Consider the following 26,994-nt stretch of genomic DNA (forward strand, 5'->3'; position numbering starts at 1 on the left):
TAGTCGCGCCGCGGCGATAGTGCCCGCCGCGTCAGTGGCTTAGGCGGGGGGCGTGACCTCGGTCACGCCGATCATGGCGTCGCGGCCGACCAAGGCCGCCAGCGCCTCCTCGCTCCAGTCCTCGGTGCCGGCGGGACGCCGCGGCAGCACCAGGTAGCGCATGTCGGCGGTGGAATCGTGTACGCGTATGTCCCGGCCGGGCGCGAGTTCGGTGCCGAACTCGCGGAGCACCGCGCGCGGCTCGTGGACCGCCCGCGAGCGGTATTCGCGACTCTTGTACCAGTCCGGCGGCAGGCCCAGCAGCCAGCGCGGGTAGCACGAACACAGGGTGCAGACCACGAGGTTGTGGGTGTTCGCGTCGTTCTCCACCACCACCAGCGTGTAGGGGCCGCGGTCGATGCCCAACTCCACCAGCGCCGCGTTACCGTCGGCCAGCAGTCGCTGCTTGAAGGCGGCATCCACCCAGGCCCGCGCCACCACGCGCGCGCCGACCTGCGGCGTGCGGTTGTCCATGTTCTCCACCTGGCGGCGCACCGCATCGGCCGACAGGATGCCCTTGTCCTGCAGCAGTTCGCGCACCGCTATCTCGAGCCACACTTCGCACTGGCGAAAGCGCACCCGGTACAGCGGCTGACGCGGCAGGCCGTCACGACCGTAGGCGAGTTCCTCGGGATTGGCGAAGCTGCCGCACAGACGTTCGACGATTCCACGCTTGCCGCGAATGTAGAACGGCGTGCGCACATGGCCCGGTGGCTCGGCGACGCGCACCGCCACGCGGTCGCCGGCCTTGAAGCGCGCCCGCGGCGCTTCACTCATGGCCGCGCAACTCCACTTCGCGCATGCGCTGGCCGATCTCGTCGACGGTCAACACGCCGCGCTGGATGAGGGTCTGGCTGATGGCATGTATCCAGCGTTCGTAGTAACTCATGCTGTCGTAGGCCTCGGCGCCCAGCGCTTCGATGTTGCGCCTGAGTTCGTCGACGGTCATGAGCTTCTTCGCGGTCAGCATCACCAGCAGGGCGTCGACACGTTTTTCCCACAGCGCGTAATCGTGCTCGCTGGCGTTGATCTCGGCGGCGGGCAGCCCGCCCATGTCGTGATGGCTGCGCATGGCATCAAACCTCCGATTCGATGTGCGAATGAATTCGCAACTACTGTACCCAGCCGCCGCAGAACGGAATGGCCTGGCCGGTGAAGAAATTGCTTTCATCGCTGGCCAGGAACAGCGCGAACAGCACGTCTTCGCGCGCGCTGGCCAGACGCGCGGCCGGCACCTGGCGGCGCAGCGAGGCCTGGAAGGATTCGCGGCTGGTGAGCGACGGCGGATAGTAGCTGGGGTTTTCCACGTAGTTCTGCGCGATGAGATTGACCTGCACGTTGTGGCTGGCCACTTCCACGCCGACCGATTGCACGTAACCGACCTGCGCCGCGCGCGCCGCGGAATAGGCGGCCAGCGTCTTCATGCCCTTGAGGGCCGAGGCGCTGCCATACACCACCACCTTGCCGGCGCGTCGCGCAATCATCTGCGGCAGCACCGCGCGCGTCAGGCGGTGCAGGGGATGCACCATGAGATCGAAGGTGGTGGCGAAGTCTTCATCGCGAAGTTCGCTGGTGGCGATGCCGGTGAAGGTCGGGCCGGCCAGGTTGGCGATGAGGATATCTATCCGGCCGCTGTCCGCGACCAGCGCTTCGCAGGCGCCGGCACCGCGCAGGTCGCGCTTGTCGGCGATGACCTCGGCGCCTTCCTCGCGAAAGATCTCGACCGTGGGCGGGCCCATGTAGTCCTCGCATTGGGTGACGAGTACGCGTTTGCCGAGCAGGCGTTGGCTCATGGTGTTGGCTCCAAAAATCCGAAATCAGGATATTGTGGGTCAGACTTCAGTCTGACACCGCATTCGCTTCGCGAATGTCCGACTGAAGTCGGACCCACGGCCACGTACCCAACCCTCGGAGCGCTTCACCGCGCCGCCCGCAGCGCCTGGCGCAAAGTATCCACCATCATGCCCAGTTCATCCTCGCTGGCGGTGGCGGCCGGGCCCAGGGCCAGGATGTCGCCGGTATAGCGCAGCATCACGCCTTGCGCAAAGCAGCGGTCGAAGACCTCCATCGCGCGCAGCGATACGCCGTCGGCGCGCGGCGCCAGTTCCACCGCGGCGGCGAGACCGAAGTTGCGAATGTCGATGACATTCGGTTCGCCGCGCAGGCTGTGCACGGCGTCGGCCAGCACGGGCTCCAATTGGCGCGCGCGCTCGAACAGCGCCTCGTCGCGATACACGGCCAGCGCCGCGAGGCCGGCGGCGCAGGCCAGCGGGTGTCCCGAGTAGGTGTAGCCGTGGAAGAACTCCACCAGGTGTTCGGGCCCCTGCATGAAGGCCTGGTACACGTGGTCGCGCACCAGCGCGCCGCCGAGCGGCACCATGCCGCTGGTGATGCCCTTGGCGAAGGTCAGGATGTCGGGCATCACGTTCAAGCGCGTCGGCGAGAACAGTTCGCCGATGCGGCCGAAGCCGGTGATGACTTCATCGAAGATGAGCAGGATGCCGTGCTTGTCGCAAATGGCGCGCAGGCGCTCGAGGTAGCCGCGTGGCGGCACGATGACGCCGGCCGAGCCCTGCATCGGTTCGACGATGACGGCCGCGATCGTCGACGCGTCGTGCAGCGCGACGATCCGCTCGAGGTCGTCGGCGAGATGCGCGCCCCAGGTCGGTTGGCCGTTGCTGAACGCCATGTGTTCCAGGCTGTGGGTGTGGGGCAGGTGATCGACGCCCGGCAGCAGCGCGCCGGCGAAAGCGCGGCGATTGGCGCTCATGCCGCCCACCGAGATGCCGCCGAAGCCGACGCCGTGATAGCCCTTGGCGCGGCCAATGAGGCGATAGCGGCCACCGTCGCCGCGCGCCTTGTGATAGGCGAGCGCCATCTTGAGCGCGGTATCGACGGCTTCCGAACCGGAGTTGGTGAAGAACACGTGGTTCAGATCGCCCGGCGCGGCGGCGGTCAGCGCGTTGGCGAGCTCGAAGGCCTTGGGGTGATGAACCTGGAAGGCTATCGCGTAATCGAGTTCATCGAGCTGCGCCTTGACCGCTTCGACGATGCGCGGATGGCGATGGCCGGCATTGCAGCACCACAGGCCCGACAGGCCGTCGAGCACGCGGCGCCCGTCGGGCGTGGTGTAGTACATGCCCTCGGCGCCGCTGACCATGCGTGGATGCTGTTTGAAATGGCGGTTGTGCGTGAACGGCAGCCACAGGGCTTCGAGCGCAGGTTGGGCGGTGGCGGGCGGCAGGCGGTCGGACATCGGGCTGGCTCCAGCGAAAGGCGGCGTCATCGGTTGGCGCGTGATGATGGCCATGATACCCGCCAAGCATGGGGCGCGTGCGCCGGGTCGCCCTTGCACTCAATACGGCGCGAGGTTCCCGCGACGACGAGCCCATCGGTAAACAATTGACAGATTCCCGAAACGCGGCGCTTGGTCATGGTCGGCGCCGGTCCGGCACGGTATAAGGTCGCCAGCGCGCCATGTCGGCGCGGTGTTGCGAACGGACGGCGAGATGGCGAAGAAAACCGGCACGGACAAGGCGGAGACCCTGACAGGCACGGCCAAGGCCGACGAGCTGTACGGCTTGGGCGGCAAGGATGTGTTGATCGGCAACGGCGGTAATGACTATCTCGACGGTGGCGCGGGCGACGACGATCTGCGCGGCGGTGCGGGCGACGACACCTACATCGTCGATAACGCCGGCGACATCACCCGCGGTCTCGCCGATCCGGGCTTCGACAGGGTCGGCGCGCTCGTCAGCTACACGCTTGGCGTCAACCAGGAGCGCCTGATCCTGTTGGGCAATGCGCGCCTGACCGGCACCGGCAACAATCTTCGTAACGAGCTGTTCGGCAACGATGGCGCCAACATCCTCATCGGGCTGGGCGGCAACGACTCCCTGGTCGGCGGCAAGGGCATCGACGACCTGCGCGGCGGGGCGGGCGATGATGTCTACCTCATCGACAACATCCGCGAGATCAACAAGACCTTGGCCGACAAGGGCCACGACCAGGTGCAGAGCGTCGTCAGTTACGCCTTGGGCGCGTTCCAGGAAGAACTGATTCTGCTGGGCAAGGCCGCCCTGACGGCAAACGGCAACAACGGCAATAACGTCATCCAGGGCAATGACGGCGCCAACACCCTGCGTGGCCTGGACGGCAACGACAGGCTCGCGGGCGGCAAGGGCAACGATGCGCTGTCCGGCGGTAACGGCGACGACAAGCTGGGCGGTGGAATCGGCAACGACACACTCGATGGCGGCGCGGGCAACGACCTGCTGTTTGGCGGCGCCGGCAACGACGTGCTCAACGGTGGCGACGGCAACGACACGCTGCAAGGCGACGCGGGCGTCGACGTACTCAGGGGCGGCAACGGCGACGACACCTACATTCTTGACGGCGTGGTGGCCAAGGATGTCGCGGCGGAGATCGCGACCGGTGCCGATCCGGGCCTGCACGACACCGTGTTCGTGAATTTCGATTTCACGCTCGCGGCGAATGCGGGCCAGGAAGACATCACGCTGTACGGCACCGTCGGCCGCCGCGCGCAGGGTAATGACCACGACAACATCCTGACCGGCAGCAGTGGCGTCGACACGCTGCTGGGCCTGGACGGCGACGATGTGTTGGACGGTCGCGGCGGCGTCGACCACCTGATAGGCGGCGGTGGCAACGACCGCTACGTCATCGATGACGTCAACGAGATTGACCCTCTCCAACCGGTGGACGATCCCGGTACCGATACCGTGTTCAGCTCCATCAGCTACACGCTGCTTTCCCAGCAGGAAAACCTGACCTTGCGCACGGGTGCCTCCGCCCTCAACGCCACCGGCAACACCAAGGGCAATGTCATCATCGGCAACAGCAACGACAACGTGTTGCACGGTCTCGATGGCAACGATCAGTTGATTGGCGGCCTCGGTCACGACAGCCTGTTCGGCGATGGCGGCGACGACATCCTGCATTTCAGCGCCAATGCCACCCTCATCGACGGCGGCGCGGGCGCCAGCGACAGCCTCTACCTGGTCGGCCAGGCGGCGACGGTGTCGCTGGATCTGACCGCCATCGATGACGCCCTCATCAAGGACATCGAGGTCATCCTGTTCGCCTCCAACAGTGATGCGCCCGGCCAGGCCCACACCCTCGAACTGAACGCCGGCGACGTACTGGCGCTGTCATCGACCACCGACTCGCTGTTCATCGAGGGCGAAGCGGACGACGCCGTGGAACTGACCGGCGGCGGTTGGACCAAGGACGTGGCCCTGACCGGCATCTTCCAGGGCTATACCAATGTCACCGGCAATGGCAGCGCCCACGTGCTGTTCAATCTCGATATCAACCAGCACGAGCTCGTCACCGTCACCCTGACCTGAGTCGATTGCCCGCCGCCCACCCCTCGCGTCGCCCCGGCCTATCGCCGACAATGGCGAAAACGCCGAGGGGGTAGGTCATGGTCGAAACGCATTACGGAGCGATCTGGGAAGCGGTCGCCGACACGTTGCCAGACGAAGTGGCGGTTGTGCAGGGCGCACGCCGCTACAGCTGGGCGCAGTACGAACAGCGCGCCGCGCGTCTCGCGCAGTGCCTGCTGGAGGGCGGCCTCGGGCCCCACGCGCGGGTCGGCATGTACTTGTACAACTCGCCCGAATACTGCGAGACCAATTTCGCCGCGATGAAAATCCGCGGCGTGCCGATCAACATCAACTACCGCTATCTCGACCAGGAACTCGCCTACCTGCTCGACAACGCCGATGTCGAGGCGCTGGTCTACCACAGCTCGCTGGCCGATCGCGTGGCGCGGGTGCGTGGCCAGGTGCCCGGCCTCAAGCTGCTCATCGAAGTCGACGACGGCCCCGCGGCCGACGGACGTCACGCCGTGCCGGGCGCGCTCCGTTACGAGGACATCCAGGCCAGCGCGCAGCCGGCGGCGCGCATCAAGCCCCACGGCGACGAGCTCTACATTCTCTATACCGGTGGCACCACCGGCATGCCCAAGGGCGTGACCTACTCGATGCAGGAGTTCACGCGTTTCTTCTACCAGTCCTATCCGACCATGTTCGGCAAGCCGCCGCTGGAGAGCACCACCCAGCTGCTCGACGCCGCGCGCGCGCGCGCCGCGGCAGGCGCGCCCTTGGTGGCGATGTCGGCGCCGCCGCTCATGCATGGCACGGGCTGCTGGCTGGGCATGATGGCGCCGCACATGCTGGGTGGCGCGACGGTGTTTCTCGAGGGCCGAGGTCTCGACCCGATAGAACTATGGGACACCATCGCGCGCGAACGCGTGCAGCAGCTCATCATCGTCGGCGATGCCTTCGCGCGGCCCATGCTGCGCGCCCTCGATGCCGAGCCCAAGCGTTGGGATCTCACCTGCATGCAGGCCATCATCTCGTCCGGCGCGATGTGGTCGACCGAGGTCAAGCGCGCCATGCTCGAACACCTGCCGCAGGTAGCGCTGGCGGACCTGCTCGGTTCGACCGAGGGCGGCATGGGCCAGTCGGTGATGACGCGCGACACGCCCGCCAGCGAAACCGCCAAGTTCGCGCTGCGCCCGACCACCAAGGTCTTCACCGACGATGGCCGCGAAGTGGCGCCGGGCTCGGGCGAAGTGGGCATGGTCGCCAACGGCGGCATGGTGCCCTTGCGCTATCACAAGGACGAAGAGAAATCGGCGCGTACCTTCCGCACCATCAACGGCCAGCGCTATTCCTTTCCCGGCGACATGGCGACGGTTGAAGCCGATGGCAGCATCACCCTGCTCGGGCGCGGTTCGAACTGCATCAATACCGGCGGCGAGAAGGTCTTTCCCGAAGAGGTGGAAGAAATTCTCAAGCGTCACGCGGCGGTGGAAGACGCGCTGGTGTTCGGCGAGGCCGATGAGCAGTTCGGCCAGCGCGTGGTGGGCGTGGCGTCCTTGAAGCCGGGTGCCAGCGCCACCGCGGAAGCCATCATGGCCGAAGCGCGCACCCAGCTTGCGAGTTACAAGCTGCCCAAGCGCCTGGTGCTGGTGCCGCACACGCCGCGCGCGCCCAACGGCAAGGCCGATTACGTGACGGCCAAGGCCTTGTTCGCCGCGGCGCCGTGAACGACGGCGAACAGGCGCCCACCGCTTACACCTGGCGCGAGGATTTCAATCACCGCGACTTCCTGGCGCGAGTGTGGCAGCGCAAGCCGCTGTTGATCCGCCAGGCCTGGCAACAGTGGCGCAATCCGCTCGCGCCTGAAGAGCTGGCGGGTCTCGCCTGCGAACCCGACGTCGAGGCGCGACTCGTACTGCGTGACAAGAAAGGCTGGCGCCTGGAAGCCGGGCCGCTCGCGGCCGCGCGCTTCGGGACGCTGCCCAGGCGCAACTGGACGCTGCTGGTGCAGGCGGTCGATCACTCGGTGCCCGAAGTGGCGGCGCTGCTGCAGGCCTTCCGTTTCGTGCCGGATTGGCGCATCGACGACGTGATGGTGAGCTATGCCGCCGATGGCGGCGGGGTGGGGCCGCATTTCGACCAGTACGACGTGTTCCTGGTGCAGGGACTCGGCACGCGGCGCTGGCAGGTGGGGCCGCGCTACGACGCCGACAGCGCGCTGCTGCCGAACGCCGATCTGCGTTTGCTCGCGAACTTCGAAGTCGAGCATGACTGGCTGCTGGAAGCCGGCGACATCCTCTACCTGCCGCCGGGCTATGGCCACCACGGCGTGGGCGTGGGCGAGCATTGCATGACCTATTCGGTCGGTTTTCGCGCGCCGTCGCGCAGCGAACTCATCAGCCACTGGGCCGACGCCGCGCTCGAGGGGCTGGTCGAGGACGATCGCTACAGCGATGCCGGCATGACCCTGCCCGCCAACGCCGGTGAAATCGATGCGACGGCCATCGCGCGTCTGCATGGCATGATCATGGAACGCGTGGGCGATGCCGAGGCTTTCCGCCGCTGGTTCGGCCGCCATGTCAGCGAGCGCAAGTATCCCGACCTCAAGGACCGGCCGACGCGGCCCTTGCGCATCGAACAGTTCGATAAGCGTCTGGCCGACGACAACGCGCTCACGCGCCATCCCGCCAGCCGCTATGTCTTCATGCGCGCGGCGCATGGCGTGTACCTGTTCGTGGACGGCGAGGGCCTGGCGTGCAAGGGCGCCGCCGCGCGCTTCGCCGAGCGCCTGTGCGCTGACGCGGCGTGGCGCATCACGCCACGCCAGCTGCGCGCCCGCGATGCCCGCGCGCTGGCGCTAGAGCTTTACAACTTTGGCGCGCTGCTGTTCGACGATGAGCGTTGAGTCCGCCGCGATAGCGGTGCGCGCGGCCGACTGGCGGCGCGACCACGACGCGCTGTGTTGCGTGCGGCGCGCGGTGTTCATCGACGAACAGCAGGTGCCGGAAGAGCTCGAGTGGGACGGCGAGGACGAGAGCGCGCGGCATTGGCTGGCCTGGCACGGCGAGGTCGCGGTCGGCACGGTGCGCCTGCGCGCCGGCGGCCACATCGGGCGCATGGCGGTGTTGGCCGCCTATCGCAAAAGCGGCGTCGGCTCGCGCCTGTTACACGCCGTCATCGAGGCGGCGCGCCGGCAAGGCCTGGCCGCCGTGCACCTGCACGCGCAGGTGCAGGCCATGGCTTTCTATGCGCGTCACGGTTTCATCGCCGCGGGCGACGAGTTCATGGATGCCGGCATCCCGCATCGCGAGATGCGCCTGCGTTTCCTGTAGGTGCGAATTCATTCGCACATTGGCGGGCGCACATCGATGCGAGTGTGCGAATGAATTCGCACCTACGGGCAAGACCTCAGCCGGCGCGCGTGAACACCACCTGCGCCGGCGTCGGCGCCGGAAAGCCGGCCGCCGCCAGCGACTCGCGGATGGCGCGGTTGCCGTCGAAGTAGACCTGCCAGTAATGATCGTTATGGCAGAACGGACGCACCGCCAGCACCGGTCCGACCAGGTTGAATTCCAGGATCTCGACTTCCGGCGCCGGCGTCTTGGCGACGTTGGCGATGGCGGCCATCTGTGTGCGCAACAGTTCCATGGCCGCCACGTGATCGGCGCTGCCGGCCAGCTGGCATTTCAGCTCGACGCGGCGGACCGGGTTGTGGCTGTAGTTCTGGATGTTGTCACCGAAGATCTTGTTGTTGCCGATGATGGTCAGCACGTTGTCGGGCGTGTCGATGGCGGTGGCGAACAGGCCGATCTCCTTGACCGTGCCGGTCACGCCGCCGGCCGAGATGAAGTCACCGACCTTGAACGGTTTCAACACGATCAGGAAGGCGCCGGCCGCGAGGTTGGACAGCAAGCCGCCCCAGGCCGCGCCGATGGCGATGCCGACGCCGGCGACCAGGGCCGCGAAGCTCGTGGTCTCGATGCCGCAGTAGCCGAGGATGGCCACCACCAGCGCGATGTTGAGCATCACCGACAGGATGTTGCCCAAGTAACGCATCAAGGTCGGGTCGACCTTCTGGCGTTGCATGAGCTCCTGCAGCAGGCGTCCGACCAGCCCTATCAACCAGCGGCCGACGATCCAGAACAGCAGTGCGGCGCCGACCTTGAGCGCGCCTTCCGTGACGTATTGGCGGGCGATGAGTCCGTAACCTTGCAGCGAATCCATGGTGCTCTCCTCTCCGTTGGATGGTGTCACGAGCCTGAGCATAGCAGCGCGTGAGCGCCTGCGGCGATTCGCGCGGCGACGCGCCTGCGCCCTAACAGTTTTGACACGTCACGGCCGCTACTGAGTGGGTTCGCCGATTCCTCGCCGCTTGGGCCTTGGGATCGAACTTCCAGGAACCACCGTCGTGAGGTAGAAGATGGCGGCCGAAGCGTCCCATGCGTTATCCGGTATTCCCGCGGCCGAGCCCGTCCACGTATTCGGCACCGACCAGGCCGGTCGGCACGACCTGCCCGGCGCCGCCTTCGCGGCGCGCGCGCATGGCGCGGCGATCGGCGTGGCCAACGGTCCGTCGGGCAATGCCTACGCGATTCCTTTCCGCGGCGTCGAATGTCAGTTGCTGCCTTTGAAGATGCTCGGCGTCTATATCAAGGAACTGATCGAATACGCGGCAGCGCGCAAGGACCAGACATTCCAGATCATGCGTTTCGCCTGCGGCACCAACGCCTACGACGATGCGCAGCTCGCCGTGCTGTTCGCCACCGCGCCCGGCAACTGCCTGTTGCCCGGCGTGTGGCAGCGCTGCCTCGATCGCAAGATGCCGGCGCGGCTCCTGCTGTTCGACCCGACCGCGCGTCTCAGGGAGCCCGAATGGCGTGAGCGCGTGAAGCGTTACCTCGCGCTCAACCAACCGCTATGGAATGTGCCGTCGGTGGAACTGGTGAGCTTCGGCGCCGCGCGCAGCGTGGTGGCCAACGACGCGCTGGCGCGCAGCCTGGGGCTCAAACATCGCATCATGGGCGCCAACGAAGACTATTACGGCCGCGATGGCACGCTGGCGGCCGAAGCCAAGGCGGTGTGGTACGCCACCCATTTCCTGTCGCTGTGCGATTTCGATCAGACGGCGCAACCCAACCAGATCCGCATCACCGGCACCGCCGTCTCCGGCGGTTTGCATATCGACCAGTTGAACGTCAACGCGGACGATTGACGCGCAGCAGGCGCCGCCGGCTCGTCACGGCGCCAGCCGCGGGCGCAGCCGGTGATGCGCGGTGGCGCGCTGCCAGGCATGACCGGCGCGCAGCAGCAGGCTTTCTTGCAAATGTCCCGCCACCAGCTGGAAGCCGAAAGGCGCGCCGTCGGCATTACGCCCGGCCGGTAGCGACAAGGTCGGCGTGCCGCTGATATCGAACGGCGCGGTGAAGCGCAGCAGGTTGGGCCAGTCATCGTCCTTGTTGCCGAAGGCCGCGAAATCCTCGAGCGTCAGGTTCTGGCGCGCCAGTGCCGGCGAGATCGCCACGTCCACGCCCTGGAACAGGTGCGCGAACTCACCGCGCAGGGCCTGGCGCACGTCATGGGCGCGCGCATAGTCGATGCCCGAGGTGGCGATGCCGATGTCCAGCAGGCCGGCCAGGCCCGGACCATATTCGGCCGCGCGCGCCGGGTAGGTGGCGGCGTGATAGGCGGCGACTTCGGCACAGGCGAGCGGCGTCCATGCCGCCAGCGCGGCGGCCGTGTCGGGAAAGCGCACCGGCACCACCGTCGCCCCGGCGTCTTTCAACACCGACAGGCATTCGCGCATGGCGGCGACGGTCGCGGCATCGACGTTGCGGGTCGCGAAATCTTCGTCCAGGCCCACGCGCAGACCCTTCAGATCGCCATCGAGCCGGTAGCTGTAATCCGGCACCGGTGCGCACAGCGCGGTCGGGTCGGCGGCATCGGCGCCGGCGAGTGCATTCAGCATCAGGGCGCAATCGGCGGCGCTGCGCGCCATCGGCCCGATGTGATCGAGCGACCACGACAAGGCGAACACGCCGGCGCGACTCACGCGTCCCCAGGTCGGTTTCAAACCGGTGATGCCGTTGGCGAAGGACGGAAAGCGGATCGAGCCGCCGGTGTCGGAGCCGAGCCCGCCGAAGCACAGGCCGGCGGCCACTGCCACGCCGGTGCCGCTGGACGATGCGCCGCTCCAATAGCCGGCCTGGTGCGGATTGATGGGCGGCACGATGTCGGGATGATGATGCGCCACCGCGCCTTCGGTGAGCTGCAGCTTGCCGAGGATCACGGCGCCGGCGGCACGCAAGCGCGCCACGACCGTCGCATCGCTGGTCGCTGGCGCGACCTTGGCGCGCACACGCGGCATGCCGGCCGAGGTCGGCACGCCGGTCGCGTCACACAGGTCCTTCACCGCCAGAGGTACGCCGTGCAACGGCCCGCGATAGCGCCCGGCCGCGATTTCGCGTTCGGCGGCCCGCGCTTCTTCGCGCGCGGTGTCGGCCATGGTCGTCACGTAGCTCAGCAAGGTCGGATCGAGCTCGGCGATGCGCGCCAGCATGGCCTCCGTCACCGCCACCGGTGACAGGCGCCGGCTGCGCAGTTCGGCGCTGAGTTCGGTCAGATCGAGATAATGAAGCGGCGTGCTGCTCATGGGCCGGTCTCGTGCGTTGGAGGAATGGCCGAACTATGGCGGCGCGGGCGCGGCGGCGTCAATCCGGTGCCTGTAGGTGCGAATTCATTCGCACACCGAGCGCCGTTGTTGCCTCCGCGCCGTTCAAGTACCCTGCACCGGCCTTCAATTCCAGGGATAGTCATGCCTGCGTCACGCGAGAAACAGGTGGCCGCTGCCGTGCTCGGCAACGCGCTCGAGTGGTACGACTTCGTCGTGTTCGGCATGTTGAGCGTATTGATCGCCGACCTGTTCTTTCCCGGCGATGATCAATACATCCGCCTGCTGAAAACCACCGCGACCTTCGGCGTGGGTTTCGTCATGCGTCCCATCGGTGGCGTGCTGATGGGCATCTATGCCGACCGCAAGGGGCGCAAGGCGGCGATGCAGATCATCATCGCGCTGATGACGGTGTCGCTGCTCACCATCGCCTTCGCGCCGACCTACGCCAGCATCGGCTATATCGCGCCGGCCCTGATCGTGTTCGCGCGGCTCCTGCAGGGCTTCGCCACCGGCGGCCAGTACGCCATCGCGACGTCGTTCCTGGTGGAAGTCGCGCCGCCCGGACGCAAGGGACTGTACGGTTCCATGACCCAGATCGGCCAGGCCCTGGCGGCGCTCGGCGGCGCCTGCGCGGGCATGGCGCTGAGCGTGGCGCTGACCCCCGAGCAGACCATGGCCTGGGGCTGGCGCCTGCCGTTCGCGGTGGGCCTGTTGATCGCGCCGGTCGGCGTCTATATCGCGCGTCATCTCGAGGAGAGCGATGCGTTTCTCGATCACCAGAAGTCGGGCGCCGAGCGCCTGCCCCTGATGACCATGCTGCATGAAAACCTGCGCGGCGTGCTGGTGACTTTCGGCCTCGTGATCTGCGGCACCATCACCTACTACGTCATCCTCATCTACATGCCGACCTTCGCCCAGCACGAGCTCAAATTCAGCGCCCGCGATGCCTTCAAGGTGCAGGTGCTGGCGCTGGTGACGCTGTCCGTCCTGACGCCCACCGCCGGCTGGCTGGCCGATCGCATCGCCATCCGGCCCTTGTTGATGTTCGGTTCGGCGGCCATGCTGTGCGTGTTGCTGCCGCTGTTCCACCGTGTGCACGCGGCGCCGACCATCGCCAATCTCCTGCTTTTGCAGGTCACGGTCTGCGTGCTGTTCGCTTTCTACTTCGGCCCGGTCGCGACCGCCGTCGCCGAGCAGTTCCCGCCCGGCGCGCGTTCCACCGGCCTGTCGTTGGCGTATAACCTGGCGGTGATGCTGTTCGGCGGCTTCGCGCAGTTCATCGTCACCTGGTTGATAGGCACGACCGGCGACCCGTATGCGGCGGCCTATTACGTGATGTTCGGCGCCGCCGCCGGCTTCGGCGCGGCCTGTTTTGTCAAACCCATCGAGCAAGCGCGCGCATGATCCCGTTCTCCGTTCTCGACCTGTGCCCGGTGGTGGTCGGCGACACGCCGGCCGATGCGTTTCGCAACAGCCTCGATCTCGCCCGCCATGCCGAGCAGTGGGGGTACCAGCGCTACTGGCTGGCCGAGCACCACAACATGGTCGGCATCGCCAGCGCCGCCACCGCGGTGGTGGTCGGCCACATCGCCAGCGGTACCGAACGCATACGGGTCGGCGCCGGCGGCGTGATGCTGCCCAACCATTCGCCGCTGGTCATCGCCGAGCAGTTCGGCACCTTGGAATCGCTGTATCCCGGCCGCATCGATCTCGCGCTCGGTCGCGCGCCGGGCTCCGATGGCATCACCGCGCGCGCCCTGCGGCGCGATGCCATCAGCGCCGCCGAGCGCTTTCCGCAGGACGTCGCCGAACTCTTGTCGCTGTTCGAACCGGCGCAGCCGCGCCAGGCCATCCAGGCGGTGCCGGGCTGTGGTCTCGAGGTGCCGGTATGGATCCTGGGCTCGAGCCTGTTCGGTGCGCAGCTCGCCGCGACGCTCGGCCTGCCCTATGCGTTCGCCTCGCACTTCGCGCCGGAGATGCTGCTCGATGCGCTCGACGTCTACCGGCGCTACTTCCAGCCCTCGCCCCGTCTGGAAAAACCCTACGTCATGCTGGGTGTGAACTGCGTGCTGGCCGACACCGACGCCGAGGCGCGGCGCCTGTTCACGTCCGCCCAGCAGCAGTTCACCAACCTGTTCCGAGGCGCGCCGGGCAAGGTGCAGCCGCCGCTCGATTCCATGGATGACTACTGGACGCCGGGCGAGAAGGCCGGTGTGGACCGCGCCCTGCGCTTTGCCATCGTCGGCGCGCCCGACAGCGCACGCGCCAGGTTCGATGAATTCATCGCCCGCACCCAGGCCGACGAACTCATGCTCACCGCGCAGATTCACGATCACGGCGCACGCCTCAATTCCTACCGCCTGGCCGCCGCCTTGCGCGAGCGCTGAACCTGCGGCGCCTCGAATGCCGCCCCGGATCAAGGTGACGTATTTCGGCATCGTGGTACAAATACCGGGCGTGACGGACGGGGGCCCGGCGAATGCGTAGGCAGATAAGAGACCAGCAGTTGATGCTGGCCGCCGTGGCGAGCCTTGCCATGGTCGCCATAGGCGCGGTGGTGCTGCTGGGCTGGCTGGCGGATATCGACCAGATGAAGTCCCTGGTGCCGGGCTTCGCCACCATGAAGGTCAATACAGCGCTGGGCAGCGTGTTGCTGGGCGGCGCGCTGTTCATCGCGGTCGGGCGCGAACGCAACCCCGCGCACGCCGCGCGGCCGAGCGTGGCCATGCTGCTGCTGGCACTGCCAGTGATGGTCATCGGTCTCATGACCTTGGCCGAATACCTGTGGGCGCTGGACTTCGGCATCGACGCGCTGCTGGCGCCGCCCGTCGAGTGGGAGAGCTATCAACGGTTCCCGGCGCGCATGGCGCCGGTCACGGCGCTGTCTCTGGTACTCGGCGCCGGCGCCCTGTCGTCCCTCGCCTTGCCCGCGGCACGTCAACGCAATCTTCCGCAGAATCTCGCCACCCTGCTCAGCGTGCTGATGCTGACCGTGACCTACGGTTACCTGTATACCGCCGAGACCTTGTATCGCTCCGGCGGGCTCGCTTCCATCGCGCCCCATTCGGCCTTGGCCTTTCTGCTGCTCGGTCTCGGCGTGATGGCGGTGACCGCCAATCGCGGCTGGATAGCGGATTTCTCGCAGCCCACGCCATCGGCGGCGGCCGCGCGCAATACGCTCATGATCATCACGCTGGCCGTGCCGGTGATCGGTTCGTTACGCCTGGCCGGGCAGCGCGCCGGTTGGTACGACACTCCTTTCGGCCTCGCCATCATGTCCGTGGTGTTGACGCTGGTGGTGGCGGTGCTGCTGTGGTTCAACGCGCGCCGCGCCGGTGTTCTCGATCGCGAGCTGGCGCGGCTGTCGCGCCTGTATTCGCAGCTGTCGCAGACCAACCAGGCCATCGTACGCTGCCCCGACGAAGCGTCGCTGTTCCCGCGCGTATGTGAAGTGGCCGTCGAATTCGGCCAGTTCTCGTTTGCGTGGATAGGCCTGCTCGACGCTGACGCTGGTGTCACGCGCGTGGTGGCACAGGCCGGCGAGGCTCGCGATGTCATCGACGCCGGCGGCGGACAAGCGCGCCAGGAGTGGCCCTTCGCGCCGACCTTGTTGCTGAACAAGTTCCTGTTCAGTGCCAGTCGCGATGTCGATCCGCCGCCGACGCCCTGGCACCACCAGGCGCTGCGCGCCGGCTATCACGGCGCGGCCGTGCCAATTCGGCGTGACGACGTGGTGGTCGGTTCGCTCAACCTCTACGCGCGCGACCCCGAGTACTTCGGCGCCTACGCGGTGCCGACGCTCGAGGAAGTGGCGCTCGACGTCTCCTTCGCGCTCGACAACTACCGACGTGAAGCCGAGCGCGCCACCGCGCTCGCCGCCCTGCAGGCCTCGGAACAACGTTTCGAGGAACTGGCCGTGCGCCTGCCGGTCGGCCTGTTCTCGCTCAGCATCGACCGGGAAGGCGGCTACCGCTACACCTATGTCAGCCCGCAATACTGCCGGCTGATGGGCGTCACCCAGGAGCGCATGCTGCGCGACCCGACCACGCCGCTCAAGATCGTGCATCCGGACGATCTGGCCGAGTACCAGCGCATACGCTCGCGCAGCCGCCAGTTGCATGGGCCGGTAAGTCTCGAGATGCGTTACCTCATTCGCGGCGGCGTGCGCTGGATCCGCACCCTCGGTCAGCCGCATCCTGAAGAGCGCGGCGAAGTGGCGTGGAGCGGCGTGGTGATGGACATCACCGATCAGAAGCTCGCCGAGCAGGAACGCGATCGCCTGCGCAGCCAGCTGACCCAGGCGCAGAAGATGGAAGCCATCGGCCAGCTGACCGGCGGCATCGCCCATGACTTCAACAACATCCTCGGCAGCGTGCTGGGCTTCACCACCCTGGCGCTGACGCGTGAAGTGACCGACCCCGACAGCAAGCTCGCCAATTACCTCACCGAGGTGCAACACGGCGCCGAGCGCGCGCGCGACCTGGTCACCAAGATGATGCGCTTCAGCCGCGCCGACAAGCCGGACGCGGTGCTCGACGTGTTGCAGCCACAGCCCACGCTCGAAGAGGTGACGAAACTGCTGGGCGCGGTGCTGCCGGCCAGCATGTCGGTGGTGCGCGAATACGACGAGCGACTGCCGGCGGTGGCGGTCAGTTCGGTGGCCTTTCACCAGGCGGTGATGAACCTCGCCATCAATTCACGCGATGCCATGCACGGCCAGGGCCATTTGACTCTCGGCGTGCGTCTGCGCAAGGTCGAGCGCGGTGTGTGCGCGTCCTGTCAGTGTGAATTCTCCGGCGAGTACGTGGCGGTCAGCGTGGCCGACGACGGCCCGGGCATCCCGCCCGAGAGCCAGGCCGAAGTGTTCAGACCGTTCTTCACCACCAAGGAAGTCGGCAAGGGCACCGGCCTCGGTCTCGCCATGGTGCATGGCATCGTGCACGACGCCAACGGCCATATCCTGTTGAGTTCCGACGCGGGCCACGGCACGCGCTTCGAACTGTTGTTCCCGCCCCACACGGGCGTCGCGCCGACCGACGTCGGCGCCGATCTCAAGGCCGCCCTCGACAATGGCGGCGGCGCACGCATCGCGGTGGTCGATGATGAACCGGCGCTCACGCGCCTGTGGCAGGAATTGCTGGAAGGCAACGGCTATCGCGTGGTGACCTTCAACGACAGCGGTGCGGCGCTGTCGACCTTTCTCGCGCACCCCGAGGGTTTCGACGCGATGGTGCTGGACATGACCATGCCGGAGCTGTCCGGCGACAGCCTGGCGCGCCAGATCCTGTCGCGGCGTCCCGAGTTGCCGGTGTTCATCTGCACCGGCTACAGCGACCGGCTCGATACCTTGATGGCGCAAAGCCTGGGTGTGCGCGGCGTGTTCAGCAAGCCCGTCGATTTCGACGAAGTGCTGAAGGGCATCGGCGAAGCCGTGCGCGCTTCGTCGCTCACGTCGCTCGCCAGCGAGTCGTCCGACTGATCCTGCACGTCGTCCTGAACGTCGGCGAGTCGGCCTGCTACCATGCGCGCCGCGATCCGAATTGAAAGAGACGACAGGCATGGCAACGAAACGGGCAGGGATGACAGGCGCGGCGCGCTGGCTACGCATGGCGCGCACCTGCGGCCTCGCGCTGCTGCTGGCGGCCGGTGTCGCGGCGGCCGACGACATGCTTCGCGCCGGCGGTCTCGATGAACTCGGCGACGCCGCGCTCAGCCAGGCCATCATCGACTACTACCAGGCCGAGCAAGGCCATGACTGGCAGACCACCTACGCGCTGCGCGGCCCGCGTTTCGCGGCCGTCGTGCCCTACGAAACCTATGCGCGGCAAATGGATCTCGATGCGCGCGGCTGGCAACTGGTCGCCATCGAGGGACGCACGGTGCGTGTCGATGGCGGCGTCACCAGCGTCACGCTGTCGTTCCAGGAAGATCTCGACCACGACATCGCCGCGCGCCTGCTCGGGGCGGAACTCGCCGCGCCGGCCAACGATGCCACGCCGCAGCGTTACAGCCAGCCCGAAGTCACGCAATGGGCGATGGAGGAGGGGCGCTGGATCGCACTGATGCCGGGCGCCCGCCAGCATTTCGTATACAACGAACGCCTGGTGTGGGACTGAGCCGCCAGGAGTGAGCGCATGACGGCGTCCGGCGCCACGCACTCGCGCGTGCCAATGCATGCGTTGCGCGCGCGAGGCCTTGCCGCTACCGCCGCTTCGGGCATGCCGAGCTTCCCCATTCGGTGGGCTCACCTCGGGCTCGCGACGCGCCATACTCCGCCAAGCCTTGCACTGGGAGAATGACCGTGGCCTTGCCGGAATATGATCAATACGACGCGGTCGGGCTGGCAGACCTGGTGCGCACCGGCAAGCTGTCGGCGCGTGAAATCATCGATGAAGCGATCGCGCGCGCCGAGGCGGTCAACCCGGCGCTGAATTTTCTCTCTCATCGTGCTTACGACGTGGCGCGCGCGGCGGCGGATTCACCGCGCCTGCCACGCGGGCCACTGGCGGGCGTGCCGTGGCTGGTCAAGGAACTCGCCAGCAGCTGGGCTGGCCAGCCCTTCACCAACACCGTGCCTTACCTCAAGGACCTGCGCGCGCCCGCTGATTCGCTGCTGCTCGAACGCATGCAGGCGGCCGGCATGATCCCGTTCGGCAAAAGCACCTCGCCGGAGAATGGCTGGGCGCTCAGCACCGAATCGAGCCTGCACGGCATCACGCGCAGTCCCTGGCATCTCGAGCGCACGCCGGGCGGTTCCAGCGGTGGCTCGGCGGCGGCGGTCGCGGCGCGCGTGCTGCCCATGGCCGACGCCTCCGACGGCGGCGGCTCGATACGCGTGCCGGCGGCGAACTGTGGTCTGTTCGGACTCAAGCCGGCGCGCGGGCGCATTTCGCTCGCGCCCGGCGTGGTCGATTTCTGGTACGGCGGCGCGACCTTGCACTGCGTGTCGCTGAGTGTGCGCGACAGCGCCGCGCTGCTCGATGTCACGGCCGGCGCCTTGCCTGGCGAACCCTATGGGCTGCCGCGGCCCGCGCGTCCGTTCGTGTCCGAGGTCGGCGTCGATCCGGGGCGCTTGCGCATCGCCATCGTCACCGACACGCCCGCGCACGGCACGCCGCTCGATGCCGAGATCCGCCAGGCCGTCGAAGAAGCGGGCCGCCTGCTCGAGAGTCTCGGCCACGACATCGAACCGCAAGCCGTGCCCTACGACTTCTGGCCCTTGTACAAGACCTACACCGCGCTGGTGGCGGTGCAGACCGCGTGTTTCTTCGACGCCATGGCGCCGCTGGTGGGGCGCGCGGCGACGCCGGCCGACATGGCGCCCCTGTACTGGTCGATGATCGAAAAGGGGCGACGTTACACCGCCACCGATCACTCCAATCACATCGAGGCCATGCGCCTTGCCTGTCGCGACCTGCTGACGCGCATGGCGGCCTTCGACCTGTGGCTGATGCCGACCGTGCCGATGCTGCCGCGCGCCCATGGTTATTACGACATGAACCTCGATGTCGATGCCTATGACGACACGCGCATGGGGCCGGACTGCTGCTATACCTCGCCCTTCAATGCCGCCGGCTCGCCGGCCATGTCGGTGCCGATGGGCTGGTCGCGCGCAGGGCTGCCGATTGGCGTGCAGTTCGTGGCGCGCGATGCCGACGAGGCGTTGCTGTTGCGCGTGGCCGGACAGATCGAATCGGCGCGGCCGTGGCGCGGACGCAAGCCACCGGTGTGTGGCTGAGGCGCGGCGCGTCGGCGCGTATCAGTCGAGCTCGGCGTACAGCACGCCGTGGTCGACGCTGACCGCGTAGCAACGTTGCGCCTGCGCGCAGGGCGCGCGCGTCGCGGCGCCGCTGCGGATGTCGAAACCGCCGCGATGATGCGGGCACAGGATCTCGTCGCCGAGCAATTCGCCCTCCGCCAGCGAGGCGGCGCCATGGCTGCAGGTGTCGTCCATGAGGTGGTAAGCCTGCCCGCTCGCGATCAACAGCAGCGGCGCACGGCCGGCGATTTCGATGCGTCGCAGGCTGTGCGGCAAGACTTCGGCGACGGCAAGCAGGGCGACGCGCGGCATGGTCGGAGGCTCGTGAACGGTTCGCCGCATTGTGCCCGAGCGCAGTGTTCGCGACGACGGTTCGCCGGCCGGCGCGCTCGAGGCTCGACGCCACGCCGGCGGCGCAGTAGGGTGAACGCCTCAAGTCGCCGGCCCACGAGGTTTCCCCATGGCATCCGCCCCTCCGTTTCGCTATCACGGCCTGGATCACGTGGTGCTCAAGGTCACCCACATCGAACGCACCCTGCATTTCTACTGCGAGGTGCTGGGCATGAAGCTCGAGCGCATCATCGAGGACTTCGGCATCTACCAGCTGCGCTGCGGGCGCCACCTCATCGACCTGCAGGTGGTGCCGGCCGGCACCGGGCTCGCCACCAAGGCCTCGCGCGGCATCGACCACCTGTGCGTGCTGATCGATGGCGACATGGGCGAGGTGCTGGACCATCTCGCGGCCCACGACGTGCCGGTGGAGTGGGGGCCGGTCGAGCTGTACGGCGCCACCGGCTTCGGTACCTCGGTCTACGTGCCCGATCCCGACGGCCACACCATCGAGCTCAAGGTCGACCACGCCGATTTTCCGCTGCGCACCAGCGGCAGGGATGCGCTGGCCACGCTCACCCGGCCACCGCCCAAGGCGCGTCCCTGAGCGCTGCGTTCTACAAGTTCTGGACTTGTGGCCGCTGTTAAGCTGTATTGTGGGTCCACGCCGCCTGAACCACGCGGCGTGCACGTCCGTCGCCCGACTCGCAAACGCGACTATCACTGAACTCGACATCCGCCTGGGCGGCGCGCCGCTCACGGTGGCTAGCGGGAGTGACTGAACGCCATGCATATCTCGAGTGTTGCAAATTTGGATCTCGACGCGAGCCCACGGCCATGAACGAGAGCGAGGATCTGCTGCGTTTCGCCGTGGAAGGCGCGCGGCTCGGCACCTGGCGCTGGAACCTGGTCGACAACAGCGCCCGCTACTCGGCGCGCTCGGCGCGCCTGTTCGGCCTGCCGCCCGGCCAGGCCCTGGATCGCGCCCTGTCGTTCCGCATGATCCATCGCGACGACCGCGCGCTGGTCGCCAACACCATCGAACAAGCCATCGCCAGGCAGGGCGACTGCGAGTTCGAATTTCGCGCGGTGTGGCCCGACGGCAGCGTCCACTGGCTGATCTCGCGCGGCCATGCCCGTTATGACGAGGCGGGACGCGCGCTGTACATGGACGGCGTGATGTGGAACATCGACGCGCGCAAGGCCGCCGAGCAGGATCATCAGCGCCTCGAGGCGCAGTTCCTGCGCGCGCAGAAGATGGAGGCCATCGGTCAGTTGGCCGGCGGCATCGCCCACGACTTCAACAACATCCTGACCGGTGTGCTGGGCTACGCCAAGCTGGCGCTGGCCAACAAGCAGCTCGACGCCGACAGCAAGGTGCGCGGCTACCTGCACGAGATCGTGGTCGGCGCCGAGCGCGCCGCCGACCTCGTGCAGAAGATGCAGATCTTCAGTCGCGGCCCGCGCAGCGGCGAGCTGGACGCCACGCTCAGCACGCGCGCGGTGATTGAAGAGATAGTGAAGCTGCTGCGCGCCGCGCTACCGGCTACGCTCACCATCGACGAGACGCTGGAAGACATCCCCGAACTGCCGATAGCGCCGGCCGACATGCACCAGCTGTTGTTCAATCTCGCCATCAACGCGCGCGACGCCATTCGCGAAGTGCGGGATGTCGGGCGCATGACGGTGGTGCTGCGTGCACCACGCGCACTGGATACGACCTGCAGTGACTGCCGCGCACATTTCAGCGGCCGCTACGTCGAACTCGCGGTACGCGACGACGGCTGCGGCATCGCCGCCGAGTGCGTGCCGCAGATCTTCGAGCCCTTCTACACCACCAAGGAGGTCGGCAAGGGCACCGGCCTCGGCATGTCGGTGGTGCACGGCATCATGCACGGCCTGGGCGGCCACATCATCGTCGAATCTCGCATCGGCGAGGGCACCCTGATCCGCCTGTTGTTCCCGACGTAAGACGCCGGCGCGGGGTTCAGCGCTGCGCCGGCGGCAGCCCGGCGAGGTGCGCCGCGAACACGCGATGGGCCGCGATGTCGACCGGCCGATGCTTGACCGTGGTGCTGGCCGGATCGGCGCCGAGGTAATTGCCGCCCTTGCGATCCTCGCGCGGCCGTATCGGTCGCGCGCACAAGCCGCCGCCGCAGTTGGGACACACGTTGTCCAGCACTTCCTCCACGCAGCGCCGACAGAAGGTGCATTCATAGCTGCAGATCATGGCCTCTTCGCTGTCGGGCGGCAGCGCGCGGTTGCAGTGTTCGCAGGTCGGTCGCAATTCGAGCATGGTCTTGGCTCCGGACTGTGGGTCAGACTTCAGTCTGACACTCGATGCTGAGGTACGCATGCGGGCCAGCTACTGCGCGCGCGATGCTCGAGATGGGCCTCGAGCCGTTCGAGTTCGGGCCCGAACAAACCCAGCACCTGCTCGCGGATCGCGGCCGGCGCGGTGGCGGGCGAGCCGCAGTCGAAGGGCGGCGCCGGCTGGTACTCCAGCAGCAGTTGAATGGTCTGCGCGAGCGGCGCGCCGCCCACTTCGGCCACCACCGTCAACGCGAAATCGATGCCGGCGGTGACGCCGCCGCCGGTGATGCGATTGCCGTCCACCACCACCCGTGCCGTTTCCACCGCGACTTTCTCGTAACGACGCAAGTGCGGCAGGCAGGCCCAATGGGTGGTGGCGCGATAACCGTCGAGCAGGCCCGCCTCGGCCAGGATCAGGGCGCCGGTGCACACCGACGTCACGTAGCGCGCACCGCCGCCCAGGCGTTGCAGGCAAGCCTGGGTGCGCGCGTCGCGCATCGGTCCCAGCACATCGCCGGCGCCCGGCACCACCAGGATGTCGAGCGGCGGACAATCGTCGAAATCATGATCGGGCGTGAGACGCGCGCCGCAATCGCTCAGCACCGGCGTCTTGTCACGCGCGAACGTGAAGGCATGGAATTGCGGCACGAAGGCGAACACCTGCAACGGGCCGAAGCCGTCCAGCATGGTCATGCCGTCGAACAACAGGATGCCGACCTTGAGACGTGTATCCATCAGTGTTTGCTCCGCGTTGAGCTTGGGGATGTGGGGGACGATTCGAAACGCGTGCGGTAATCGCGCGGGTTGACACCGAGGCGCCGCAGGAAAGCGCGGCGCAGGCGCTCGCTGGCGCCGAGGCCGCAGGCGCCGGCCACGCTGTCTACCGAATGCTCGCCGCGTTCCAGGTAGCGACGCGCGGCTTCGATGCGCAGGCCTTCGACGAAGCGCGCCGGCGTCACGCCGAGCTCGGCCTGGAAGACCCGCGCGAAATGGCGCGGGCTCATGGCCATGCGCGCGGCCAGCGCGTTGACGCTGAGATCTTCATCGAGGTGCGCGGGCATCCACGCGCACAGCTCGGCCAGCGTGCCGCGGCTGGGCGCGCGCGGCGGCAGCAGCGTGCTGAACTGTGACTGGCCGCCGGGGCGCCTGGCATACAGCAACCAGCGTCGCGCTATTTCGAGCGCCAGCGCCGACCCGTGTTCCTGTTCGACAAGGTGCAGGGCGAGGTCCATGCCGGCGGTCACGCCGGCCGAGCAGTAGTACTTGCCGTCGTTGACGAAGATCGCCTCGGCGTCGAGCTCGACGGCCGGAAAGCGCGCGCGAAAATCCGCGCTGTAGGCCCAGTGGGTGGCGGCGCGTCGGCCGTCGAGCAGGCCGGCCGCGGCGAGCAGGAAACTGCCGGTGCAGATCGACACCACGCGCCGCGCGCGCTCAGCCTGGCGCGCGATGAAGCGCAGCAGCGCGGGACGTGTCAGCGCCTGCTCGACACCCACGCCGCCCGGCACCAGCAGCGTGTCGATGGCGATGCGCGTGGCGCTGGCCAAGGGTTCGCTGTCGAGGCTGAGACCGCTCGGGAAGGTGCGCACCAGGCCGCCGTGTTCGGACACCGTCAAGGCGCGTTGCCGACCTTGGCGTGTGCGCGCGCCGGCCGCGCACAGGATGTCCAGCGGCCCGGCGATGTCGAGCACTTCGGCGTCCTCGAACGCCAGCATGACCAGCGCACCGCGCGGCGCGGCGGGTGATGGGGTGGCACGGCTTGGTGTTTTCATGGCGCCAGCATGGCCTCGCGGCGGTATGGCAGCAATGACTTCCTGCCCACCATTTCTGCCATCACCGACCGGCGCGCGCCTGCCTTTCGCCGCGCGCCTCGACTTGCTACGCTCCGACTGTAGCGGCCCTCCGCGGGAGGCCGTCCCAGGGGAGCCCGTCCACGTGCTGGATATCGATCTTCGCGAGTTTGCCAAGGCGCGTCGCCAGGCCATCATGGCAGCCGCCGACAACCGCCTCGATGCCCAGCAGGGCGGCCGCGCCATCGTCAAGTACGTGAGCGGCGCGGTCGATGAGCTCATCGTCGACCTGTGGCGACGGGTGGCGGGCGATGCGGCACGCGGCGTCGACGTGGTGGCGGTAGGCGGCTACGGGCGCGCCGAACTGTGCCCGCATTCCGATTGGGATCTCTTGTTCCTGGTGCCGAACGCCGACGACGCGCGCGTCGACGCGGCGATCAAGACCTTCGGCCAGACGGTGTGGGACAGCGGCGCCCATCTCGGCCACGCGGTGCGCACCGTCAAGGAGGCGCGCAAGTTTGCCCGCGACAATCACCAGGCGCGCACCGCGCTGCTCGAATCGCGCATGGTCAGCGGCAGCGGCGCGCTCTACGCCGAACTGTTGAAGAGCAGCGGCCAGCAGCACTGGAGTCGCCGCGAACGCATCGAGTTCTGCACCCTCAAGATAGACGAATGCACCGATCGGCGCCGTGCCCAGGGCGATACCGCGTTCTGCATGGAACCGGAACTCAAGAACGGCAAGGGCGCGCTGCGTGACGTCAGCACCATCTTCTGGTTGTCGATGGCCTGGTACGGCGTGCCGACCGCGCGCGAGCTGATTGGCCAGGGACTGGTGTCGGACGACGAGTTCAACGCCTTCGTGAAGAGCCGCGATTTCCTGTGGCGGGTGCGCAGCGCACTGCATCTCGCCACCGGTCGCGAGACCGACAAGCTGCGCTTCGATCTGCAGCCCGAACTCGCGGCGCGTTTCCGCTATCGCGACAGCGAACGCTCGAGCGCGGTGGAACGCTTCCTCAAGAATTATTTCCTCAACGTGCGCACCATCGCCGACCTGGCGGACATCTTCCTGCTGCACTTCGAAGAGCAGATCAAGCCCGGCGGCCGCCTGCGTCGGCGGCGCAGGCTCGACGGCGGTATCGAGGTGCATGGCAGCGAGGTCGGCGTGTACGACGTCGACGCCTTTGCCGCCGATCCGCACAATCTCATCCGCATTTTCGTCGAGGCGCAGAAAGAGCGGCGCTTCCTCAACAGCCGCGCGCTGCGCATCGTGCGCAAACATGCACGCCTGGTCGATGCCGCGCTGCGCGTGTCGACGCGCGCCAACGACATGCTGATCGCGATCCTGCGTTCGCCGCGCAATGTCGCGACCGCGCTGCGCCAGATGCACGAGACCGGCGTGCTGGGGCGCCTGATCCCCGACTTCGGGCGCATCACCGGCCACTGCCAGTTCGATCGCTACCATCACTACACGGTGGACGCGCACACCATCCGCGCCATCGACATCCTGCGTGATTTCCGCCTCGGCGAAGGCCAGTTCATCACCATGCCGCTGGCCTCGAAACTGATGCCGGCGCTGGAGCGGCCCGAGCTTTTGTATATCGGCTTGCTATACCACGACATCGCCAAGGGCCGCGGCGGCGATCATTCCGAGATCGGCGAGAACCTCGCGCGGCGTTTCTGCCGGCGCCTGGGCTTGTCCCACGACGACGGCGAACTGGTGGCGTGGCTGGTGCTGCACCACCTGCGTTTTTCCAAGACCGCCCAGCACTACGATCTGTCCGACGTCGGCGTGATTGCCGAGTTCTGCCGCTTCGTCGGCGATCACGAGCGCCTGGTCTACCTGTTCCTGTTGACGGTCGCCGACGTCACGGCGGTCGGGCCGGGCGTGTGGACGGACTGGAAGGGCACGCTGTTCGCGCAGCTCTATCGCGCCGCCGATGCCTTCCTGCGCACCGGCCAGGTATTGCCGGCCGATCACGCCGAGCGCCTGCAGTCGCGGCGCGACAGCGTGCTGGGTCTCGCCGGCCCCGCCGAGCGCGATACCGTCGCGACCTCGCTGGCGGCGGTATCGAATTCACTGATGCTGCATTTCCCGCCGGCGCGCCTGTTGGACCTGTGTCGCCTGCTGGCGCGCGACAGCGGCGCCCATCTCGAGGTCAACGAATCGATGGGCTACACCCAGGTGCTGGCCTGGGGACACGACAGGCCCAAGCTCTTTTCCCATCTCACCGCCGCGCTCGCCAACGCCAACACCAAGGCCCTGACCGCCCACGCCTACGCCTTGCGCGACGGACGCATCCTCGATGAATTCCACATCACCGATGCCAACGACGTGGCGGTGAGCGAGCGCGACCAGATGGAACGTTTGCGTCGGCGCCTGGAAGCGGTGCTGGCCGGCGAGGAGCCGCCCGCCATCAAGCGCCCGGCCAAGCCCGACGTGTTGATGAAGGCGCTGCCGGTCGAGGTGCGCAGCCTCGAGGCCGCCGCCAAGTCGGTGACCGCCATCGAGGTGGTGGCGGCCGATCGCAAGGGCTTGCTCGCGACCCTCGCCGCCGCCATCGCCGACGCCGGCGTCGACCTGCGCGGCGCCAATATCGCGACCTTCGGTGAAAAGGCGGTCGACGTGTTCTTCGTGCACGATGGCCACGGCCAGAAGCTCGCCGATGCCGACGTCGAACGACTGATCGAAAAGCTGCAACTAGCGGCGGAATTGAATCCGCCGGAAAGCGCCGCGGCCTGACCGCC

Annotated in this window: 23 protein-coding genes and 2 pseudogenes; 15 read left to right on the top strand and 10 right to left on the bottom strand. The window is 67.5% G+C overall.

The features are described 5' to 3' along the window. Positions 1-39: 39 nt before the first annotated feature. From IPM80_12920 to IPM80_12935, 4 genes are all read right to left on the bottom strand, one after another. The gene (locus tag IPM80_12920) at positions 40-816 is read right to left on the bottom strand and encodes a nitrile hydratase subunit alpha (protein MBK8959303.1); all 777 of its coding nucleotides are present in this window, start codon (positions 814-816) and stop codon (positions 40-42) included. Beyond that, the gene (locus tag IPM80_12925) at positions 809-1,111 is read right to left on the bottom strand and encodes a nitrile hydratase subunit beta (protein MBK8959304.1); all 303 of its coding nucleotides are present in this window, start codon (positions 1,109-1,111) and stop codon (positions 809-811) included. Before IPM80_12925 ends, IPM80_12920 begins: the two co-directional genes overlap by 8 nt. Positions 1,112-1,151: 40 nt before the next feature. After that, complete coding sequence (locus IPM80_12930; GenBank protein ID MBK8959305.1) at positions 1,152-1,832, bottom strand: SDR family oxidoreductase; 681 nt, start codon at positions 1,830-1,832, stop codon at positions 1,152-1,154. 125 nt (positions 1,833-1,957) lie between these two features. Next, the gene (locus IPM80_12935; protein ID MBK8959306.1) at positions 1,958-3,295 is read right to left on the bottom strand and encodes an aspartate aminotransferase family protein; all 1,338 of its coding nucleotides are present in this window, start codon (positions 3,293-3,295) and stop codon (positions 1,958-1,960) included. Positions 3,296-3,548: 253 nt separating this feature from the next. Between IPM80_12935 and IPM80_12940 the strand changes: the two are divergent. From IPM80_12940 to IPM80_12965, 6 genes and pseudogenes are all read left to right on the top strand, one after another. Further along, a pseudogene (locus IPM80_12940) lies at positions 3,549-3,704 on the top strand (hypothetical protein). 177 nt (positions 3,705-3,881) lie between these two features. Then, a pseudogene (locus IPM80_12945) lies at positions 3,882-4,418 on the top strand (hypothetical protein). 186 nt (positions 4,419-4,604) lie between these two features. Next, positions 4,605-5,408: a hypothetical protein gene (locus IPM80_12950; protein ID MBK8959307.1), complete on the top strand. Its 804-nt coding sequence runs from the start codon at positions 4,605-4,607 to the stop codon at positions 5,406-5,408. A gap of 77 nt (positions 5,409-5,485) precedes the next feature. Beyond that, positions 5,486-7,117 carry an acyl-CoA synthetase gene (locus tag IPM80_12955; protein MBK8959308.1) on the top strand — a complete coding sequence of 544 codons (1,632 nt, stop codon included), beginning with the start codon at positions 5,486-5,488 and terminating at the stop codon, positions 7,115-7,117. Then, positions 7,114-8,295 (top strand): cupin domain-containing protein, encoded by a 1,182-nt coding sequence (locus IPM80_12960; protein ID MBK8959309.1) that lies wholly within the window; start codon positions 7,114-7,116, stop codon positions 8,293-8,295. The genes IPM80_12955 and IPM80_12960 overlap by 4 nt, the downstream gene beginning before the upstream one ends. Then, positions 8,285-8,722: a GNAT family N-acetyltransferase gene (locus IPM80_12965; protein MBK8959310.1), complete on the top strand. Its 438-nt coding sequence runs from the start codon at positions 8,285-8,287 to the stop codon at positions 8,720-8,722. The genes IPM80_12960 and IPM80_12965 overlap by 11 nt, the downstream gene beginning before the upstream one ends. A gap of 76 nt (positions 8,723-8,798) precedes the next feature. Here the strand turns inward: IPM80_12965 and IPM80_12970 are convergent, their stop codons facing one another. Continuing rightward, positions 8,799-9,614, bottom strand: coding sequence for a mechanosensitive ion channel family protein (locus IPM80_12970; protein ID MBK8959311.1), 816 nt, complete (start codon positions 9,612-9,614; stop codon positions 8,799-8,801). A 196-nt stretch (positions 9,615-9,810) separates the two neighbouring features. On the opposite strand from IPM80_12970, the gene IPM80_12975 reads away from it, so the two are divergent. Then, the gene (locus IPM80_12975) at positions 9,811-10,602 is read left to right on the top strand and encodes a hypothetical protein (protein MBK8959312.1); all 792 of its coding nucleotides are present in this window, start codon (positions 9,811-9,813) and stop codon (positions 10,600-10,602) included. Between the two features lie 24 nt (positions 10,603-10,626). Here IPM80_12975 and IPM80_12980 read toward each other — a convergent pair whose 3' ends face one another. Then, a complete protein-coding gene (locus IPM80_12980; GenBank protein ID MBK8959313.1) occupies positions 10,627-12,039 on the bottom strand; it encodes an amidase in 1,413 nt (470 codons plus the stop codon). A gap of 162 nt (positions 12,040-12,201) precedes the next feature. Here IPM80_12980 and IPM80_12985 point away from each other — a divergent pair, with 162 nt between their 5' ends. From IPM80_12985 to IPM80_13005, 5 genes are all read left to right on the top strand, one after another. After that, positions 12,202-13,464, top strand: a complete 1,263-nt coding sequence (locus IPM80_12985; GenBank protein ID MBK8959314.1) for an MFS transporter — start codon at positions 12,202-12,204, stop codon at positions 13,462-13,464. Further along, positions 13,461-14,447 (top strand): LLM class flavin-dependent oxidoreductase, encoded by a 987-nt coding sequence (locus IPM80_12990; GenBank protein ID MBK8959315.1) that lies wholly within the window; start codon positions 13,461-13,463, stop codon positions 14,445-14,447. Before IPM80_12985 ends, IPM80_12990 begins: the two co-directional genes overlap by 4 nt. 122 nt (positions 14,448-14,569) lie before the next feature. After that, complete coding sequence (locus tag IPM80_12995; protein ID MBK8959316.1) at positions 14,570-17,539, top strand: response regulator; 2,970 nt, start codon at positions 14,570-14,572, stop codon at positions 17,537-17,539. A gap of 79 nt (positions 17,540-17,618) precedes the next feature. Continuing rightward, entirely contained in the window at positions 17,619-18,176 is a 558-nt protein-coding gene (locus IPM80_13000; protein ID MBK8959317.1) for a hypothetical protein, read from the top strand. Positions 18,177-18,361: 185 nt separating this feature from the next. Then, positions 18,362-19,798, top strand: coding sequence for an amidase (locus IPM80_13005; protein ID MBK8959318.1), 1,437 nt, complete (start codon positions 18,362-18,364; stop codon positions 19,796-19,798). A 21-nt stretch (positions 19,799-19,819) separates the two neighbouring features. Here IPM80_13005 and IPM80_13010 read toward each other — a convergent pair whose 3' ends face one another. Further along, entirely contained in the window at positions 19,820-20,131 is a 312-nt protein-coding gene (locus IPM80_13010) for a Rieske 2Fe-2S domain-containing protein (GenBank protein MBK8959319.1), read from the bottom strand. A gap of 148 nt (positions 20,132-20,279) precedes the next feature. Between IPM80_13010 and IPM80_13015 the strand changes: the two genes are divergently transcribed. Then, positions 20,280-20,756, top strand: a complete 477-nt coding sequence (locus IPM80_13015) for a VOC family protein (GenBank protein MBK8959320.1) — start codon at positions 20,280-20,282, stop codon at positions 20,754-20,756. Between the two features lie 230 nt (positions 20,757-20,986). Then, on the top strand, positions 20,987-22,120 hold the full coding sequence (locus IPM80_13020) for a PAS domain-containing protein (GenBank protein MBK8959321.1): 1,134 nt from the start codon (positions 20,987-20,989) through the stop codon (positions 22,118-22,120). A gap of 16 nt (positions 22,121-22,136) precedes the next feature. Here the strand turns inward: IPM80_13020 and IPM80_13025 are convergent, their stop codons facing one another. Genes IPM80_13025 through IPM80_13035 form a run of 3 tightly spaced genes read right to left on the bottom strand, consistent with a single transcriptional unit; the run spans position 22,137 to position 24,231 of the window. Further along, positions 22,137-22,445, bottom strand: coding sequence for a DUF1272 domain-containing protein (locus IPM80_13025; protein MBK8959322.1), 309 nt, complete (start codon positions 22,443-22,445; stop codon positions 22,137-22,139). A gap of 29 nt (positions 22,446-22,474) precedes the next feature. Next, complete coding sequence (locus IPM80_13030; GenBank protein MBK8959323.1) at positions 22,475-23,197, bottom strand: DJ-1/PfpI family protein; 723 nt, start codon at positions 23,195-23,197, stop codon at positions 22,475-22,477. Further along, the gene (locus tag IPM80_13035; GenBank protein ID MBK8959324.1) at positions 23,197-24,231 is read right to left on the bottom strand and encodes a GlxA family transcriptional regulator; all 1,035 of its coding nucleotides are present in this window, start codon (positions 24,229-24,231) and stop codon (positions 23,197-23,199) included. Before IPM80_13035 ends, IPM80_13030 begins: the two co-directional genes overlap by 1 nt. 163 nt (positions 24,232-24,394) lie before the next feature. On the opposite strand from IPM80_13035, the gene glnD reads away from it, so the two are divergent. Then, positions 24,395-26,989: a [protein-PII] uridylyltransferase gene (gene glnD, locus IPM80_13040; protein ID MBK8959325.1), complete on the top strand. Its 2,595-nt coding sequence runs from the start codon at positions 24,395-24,397 to the stop codon at positions 26,987-26,989. Positions 26,990-26,994 lie beyond the last annotated feature (5 nt).

The organism is Pseudomonadota bacterium, from assembly GCA_016719885.1.
Classification (GTDB): Bacteria; Pseudomonadota; Gammaproteobacteria.

Excerpts from the sequence above, each read along its gene's own strand:
- IPM80_13010 (MBK8959319.1), bottom strand. The coding sequence starts at position 20,131 with ATGCCGCGCGTCGCCCTGCTTGCCGTCGCCGAAGTCTTGCCGCACAGC.
- IPM80_13020 (MBK8959321.1), top strand. The coding sequence starts at position 20,987 with ATGAACGAGAGCGAGGATCTGCTGCGTTTCGCCGTGGAAGGCGCGCGG.
- IPM80_12925 (MBK8959304.1), bottom strand. The coding sequence starts at position 1,111 with ATGCGCAGCCATCACGACATGGGCGGGCTGCCCGCCGCCGAGATCAAC.
- IPM80_12990 (MBK8959315.1), top strand. The coding sequence starts at position 13,461 with ATGATCCCGTTCTCCGTTCTCGACCTGTGCCCGGTGGTGGTCGGCGAC.
- IPM80_12975 (MBK8959312.1), top strand. The coding sequence starts at position 9,811 with ATGGCGGCCGAAGCGTCCCATGCGTTATCCGGTATTCCCGCGGCCGAG.
- IPM80_12965 (MBK8959310.1), top strand. The coding sequence starts at position 8,285 with ATGAGCGTTGAGTCCGCCGCGATAGCGGTGCGCGCGGCCGACTGGCGG.
- IPM80_12980 (MBK8959313.1), bottom strand. The coding sequence starts at position 12,039 with ATGAGCAGCACGCCGCTTCATTATCTCGATCTGACCGAACTCAGCGCC.
- IPM80_13015 (MBK8959320.1), top strand. The coding sequence starts at position 20,280 with ATGGCATCCGCCCCTCCGTTTCGCTATCACGGCCTGGATCACGTGGTG.
- IPM80_12985 (MBK8959314.1), top strand. The coding sequence starts at position 12,202 with ATGCCTGCGTCACGCGAGAAACAGGTGGCCGCTGCCGTGCTCGGCAAC.
- IPM80_12970 (MBK8959311.1), bottom strand. The coding sequence starts at position 9,614 with ATGGATTCGCTGCAAGGTTACGGACTCATCGCCCGCCAATACGTCACG.
- IPM80_13025 (MBK8959322.1), bottom strand. The coding sequence starts at position 22,445 with ATGCTCGAATTGCGACCGACCTGCGAACACTGCAACCGCGCGCTGCCG.
- IPM80_13035 (MBK8959324.1), bottom strand. The coding sequence starts at position 24,231 with ATGAAAACACCAAGCCGTGCCACCCCATCACCCGCCGCGCCGCGCGGT.
- IPM80_12935 (MBK8959306.1), bottom strand. The coding sequence starts at position 3,295 with ATGTCCGACCGCCTGCCGCCCGCCACCGCCCAACCTGCGCTCGAAGCC.
- IPM80_13000 (MBK8959317.1), top strand. The coding sequence starts at position 17,619 with ATGGCAACGAAACGGGCAGGGATGACAGGCGCGGCGCGCTGGCTACGC.
- IPM80_12920 (MBK8959303.1), bottom strand. The coding sequence starts at position 816 with ATGAGTGAAGCGCCGCGGGCGCGCTTCAAGGCCGGCGACCGCGTGGCG.
- IPM80_12995 (MBK8959316.1), top strand. The coding sequence starts at position 14,570 with ATGCTGGCCGCCGTGGCGAGCCTTGCCATGGTCGCCATAGGCGCGGTG.
- IPM80_12930 (MBK8959305.1), bottom strand. The coding sequence starts at position 1,832 with ATGAGCCAACGCCTGCTCGGCAAACGCGTACTCGTCACCCAATGCGAG.
- IPM80_12955 (MBK8959308.1), top strand. The coding sequence starts at position 5,486 with ATGGTCGAAACGCATTACGGAGCGATCTGGGAAGCGGTCGCCGACACG.
- IPM80_13030 (MBK8959323.1), bottom strand. The coding sequence starts at position 23,197 with ATGGATACACGTCTCAAGGTCGGCATCCTGTTGTTCGACGGCATGACC.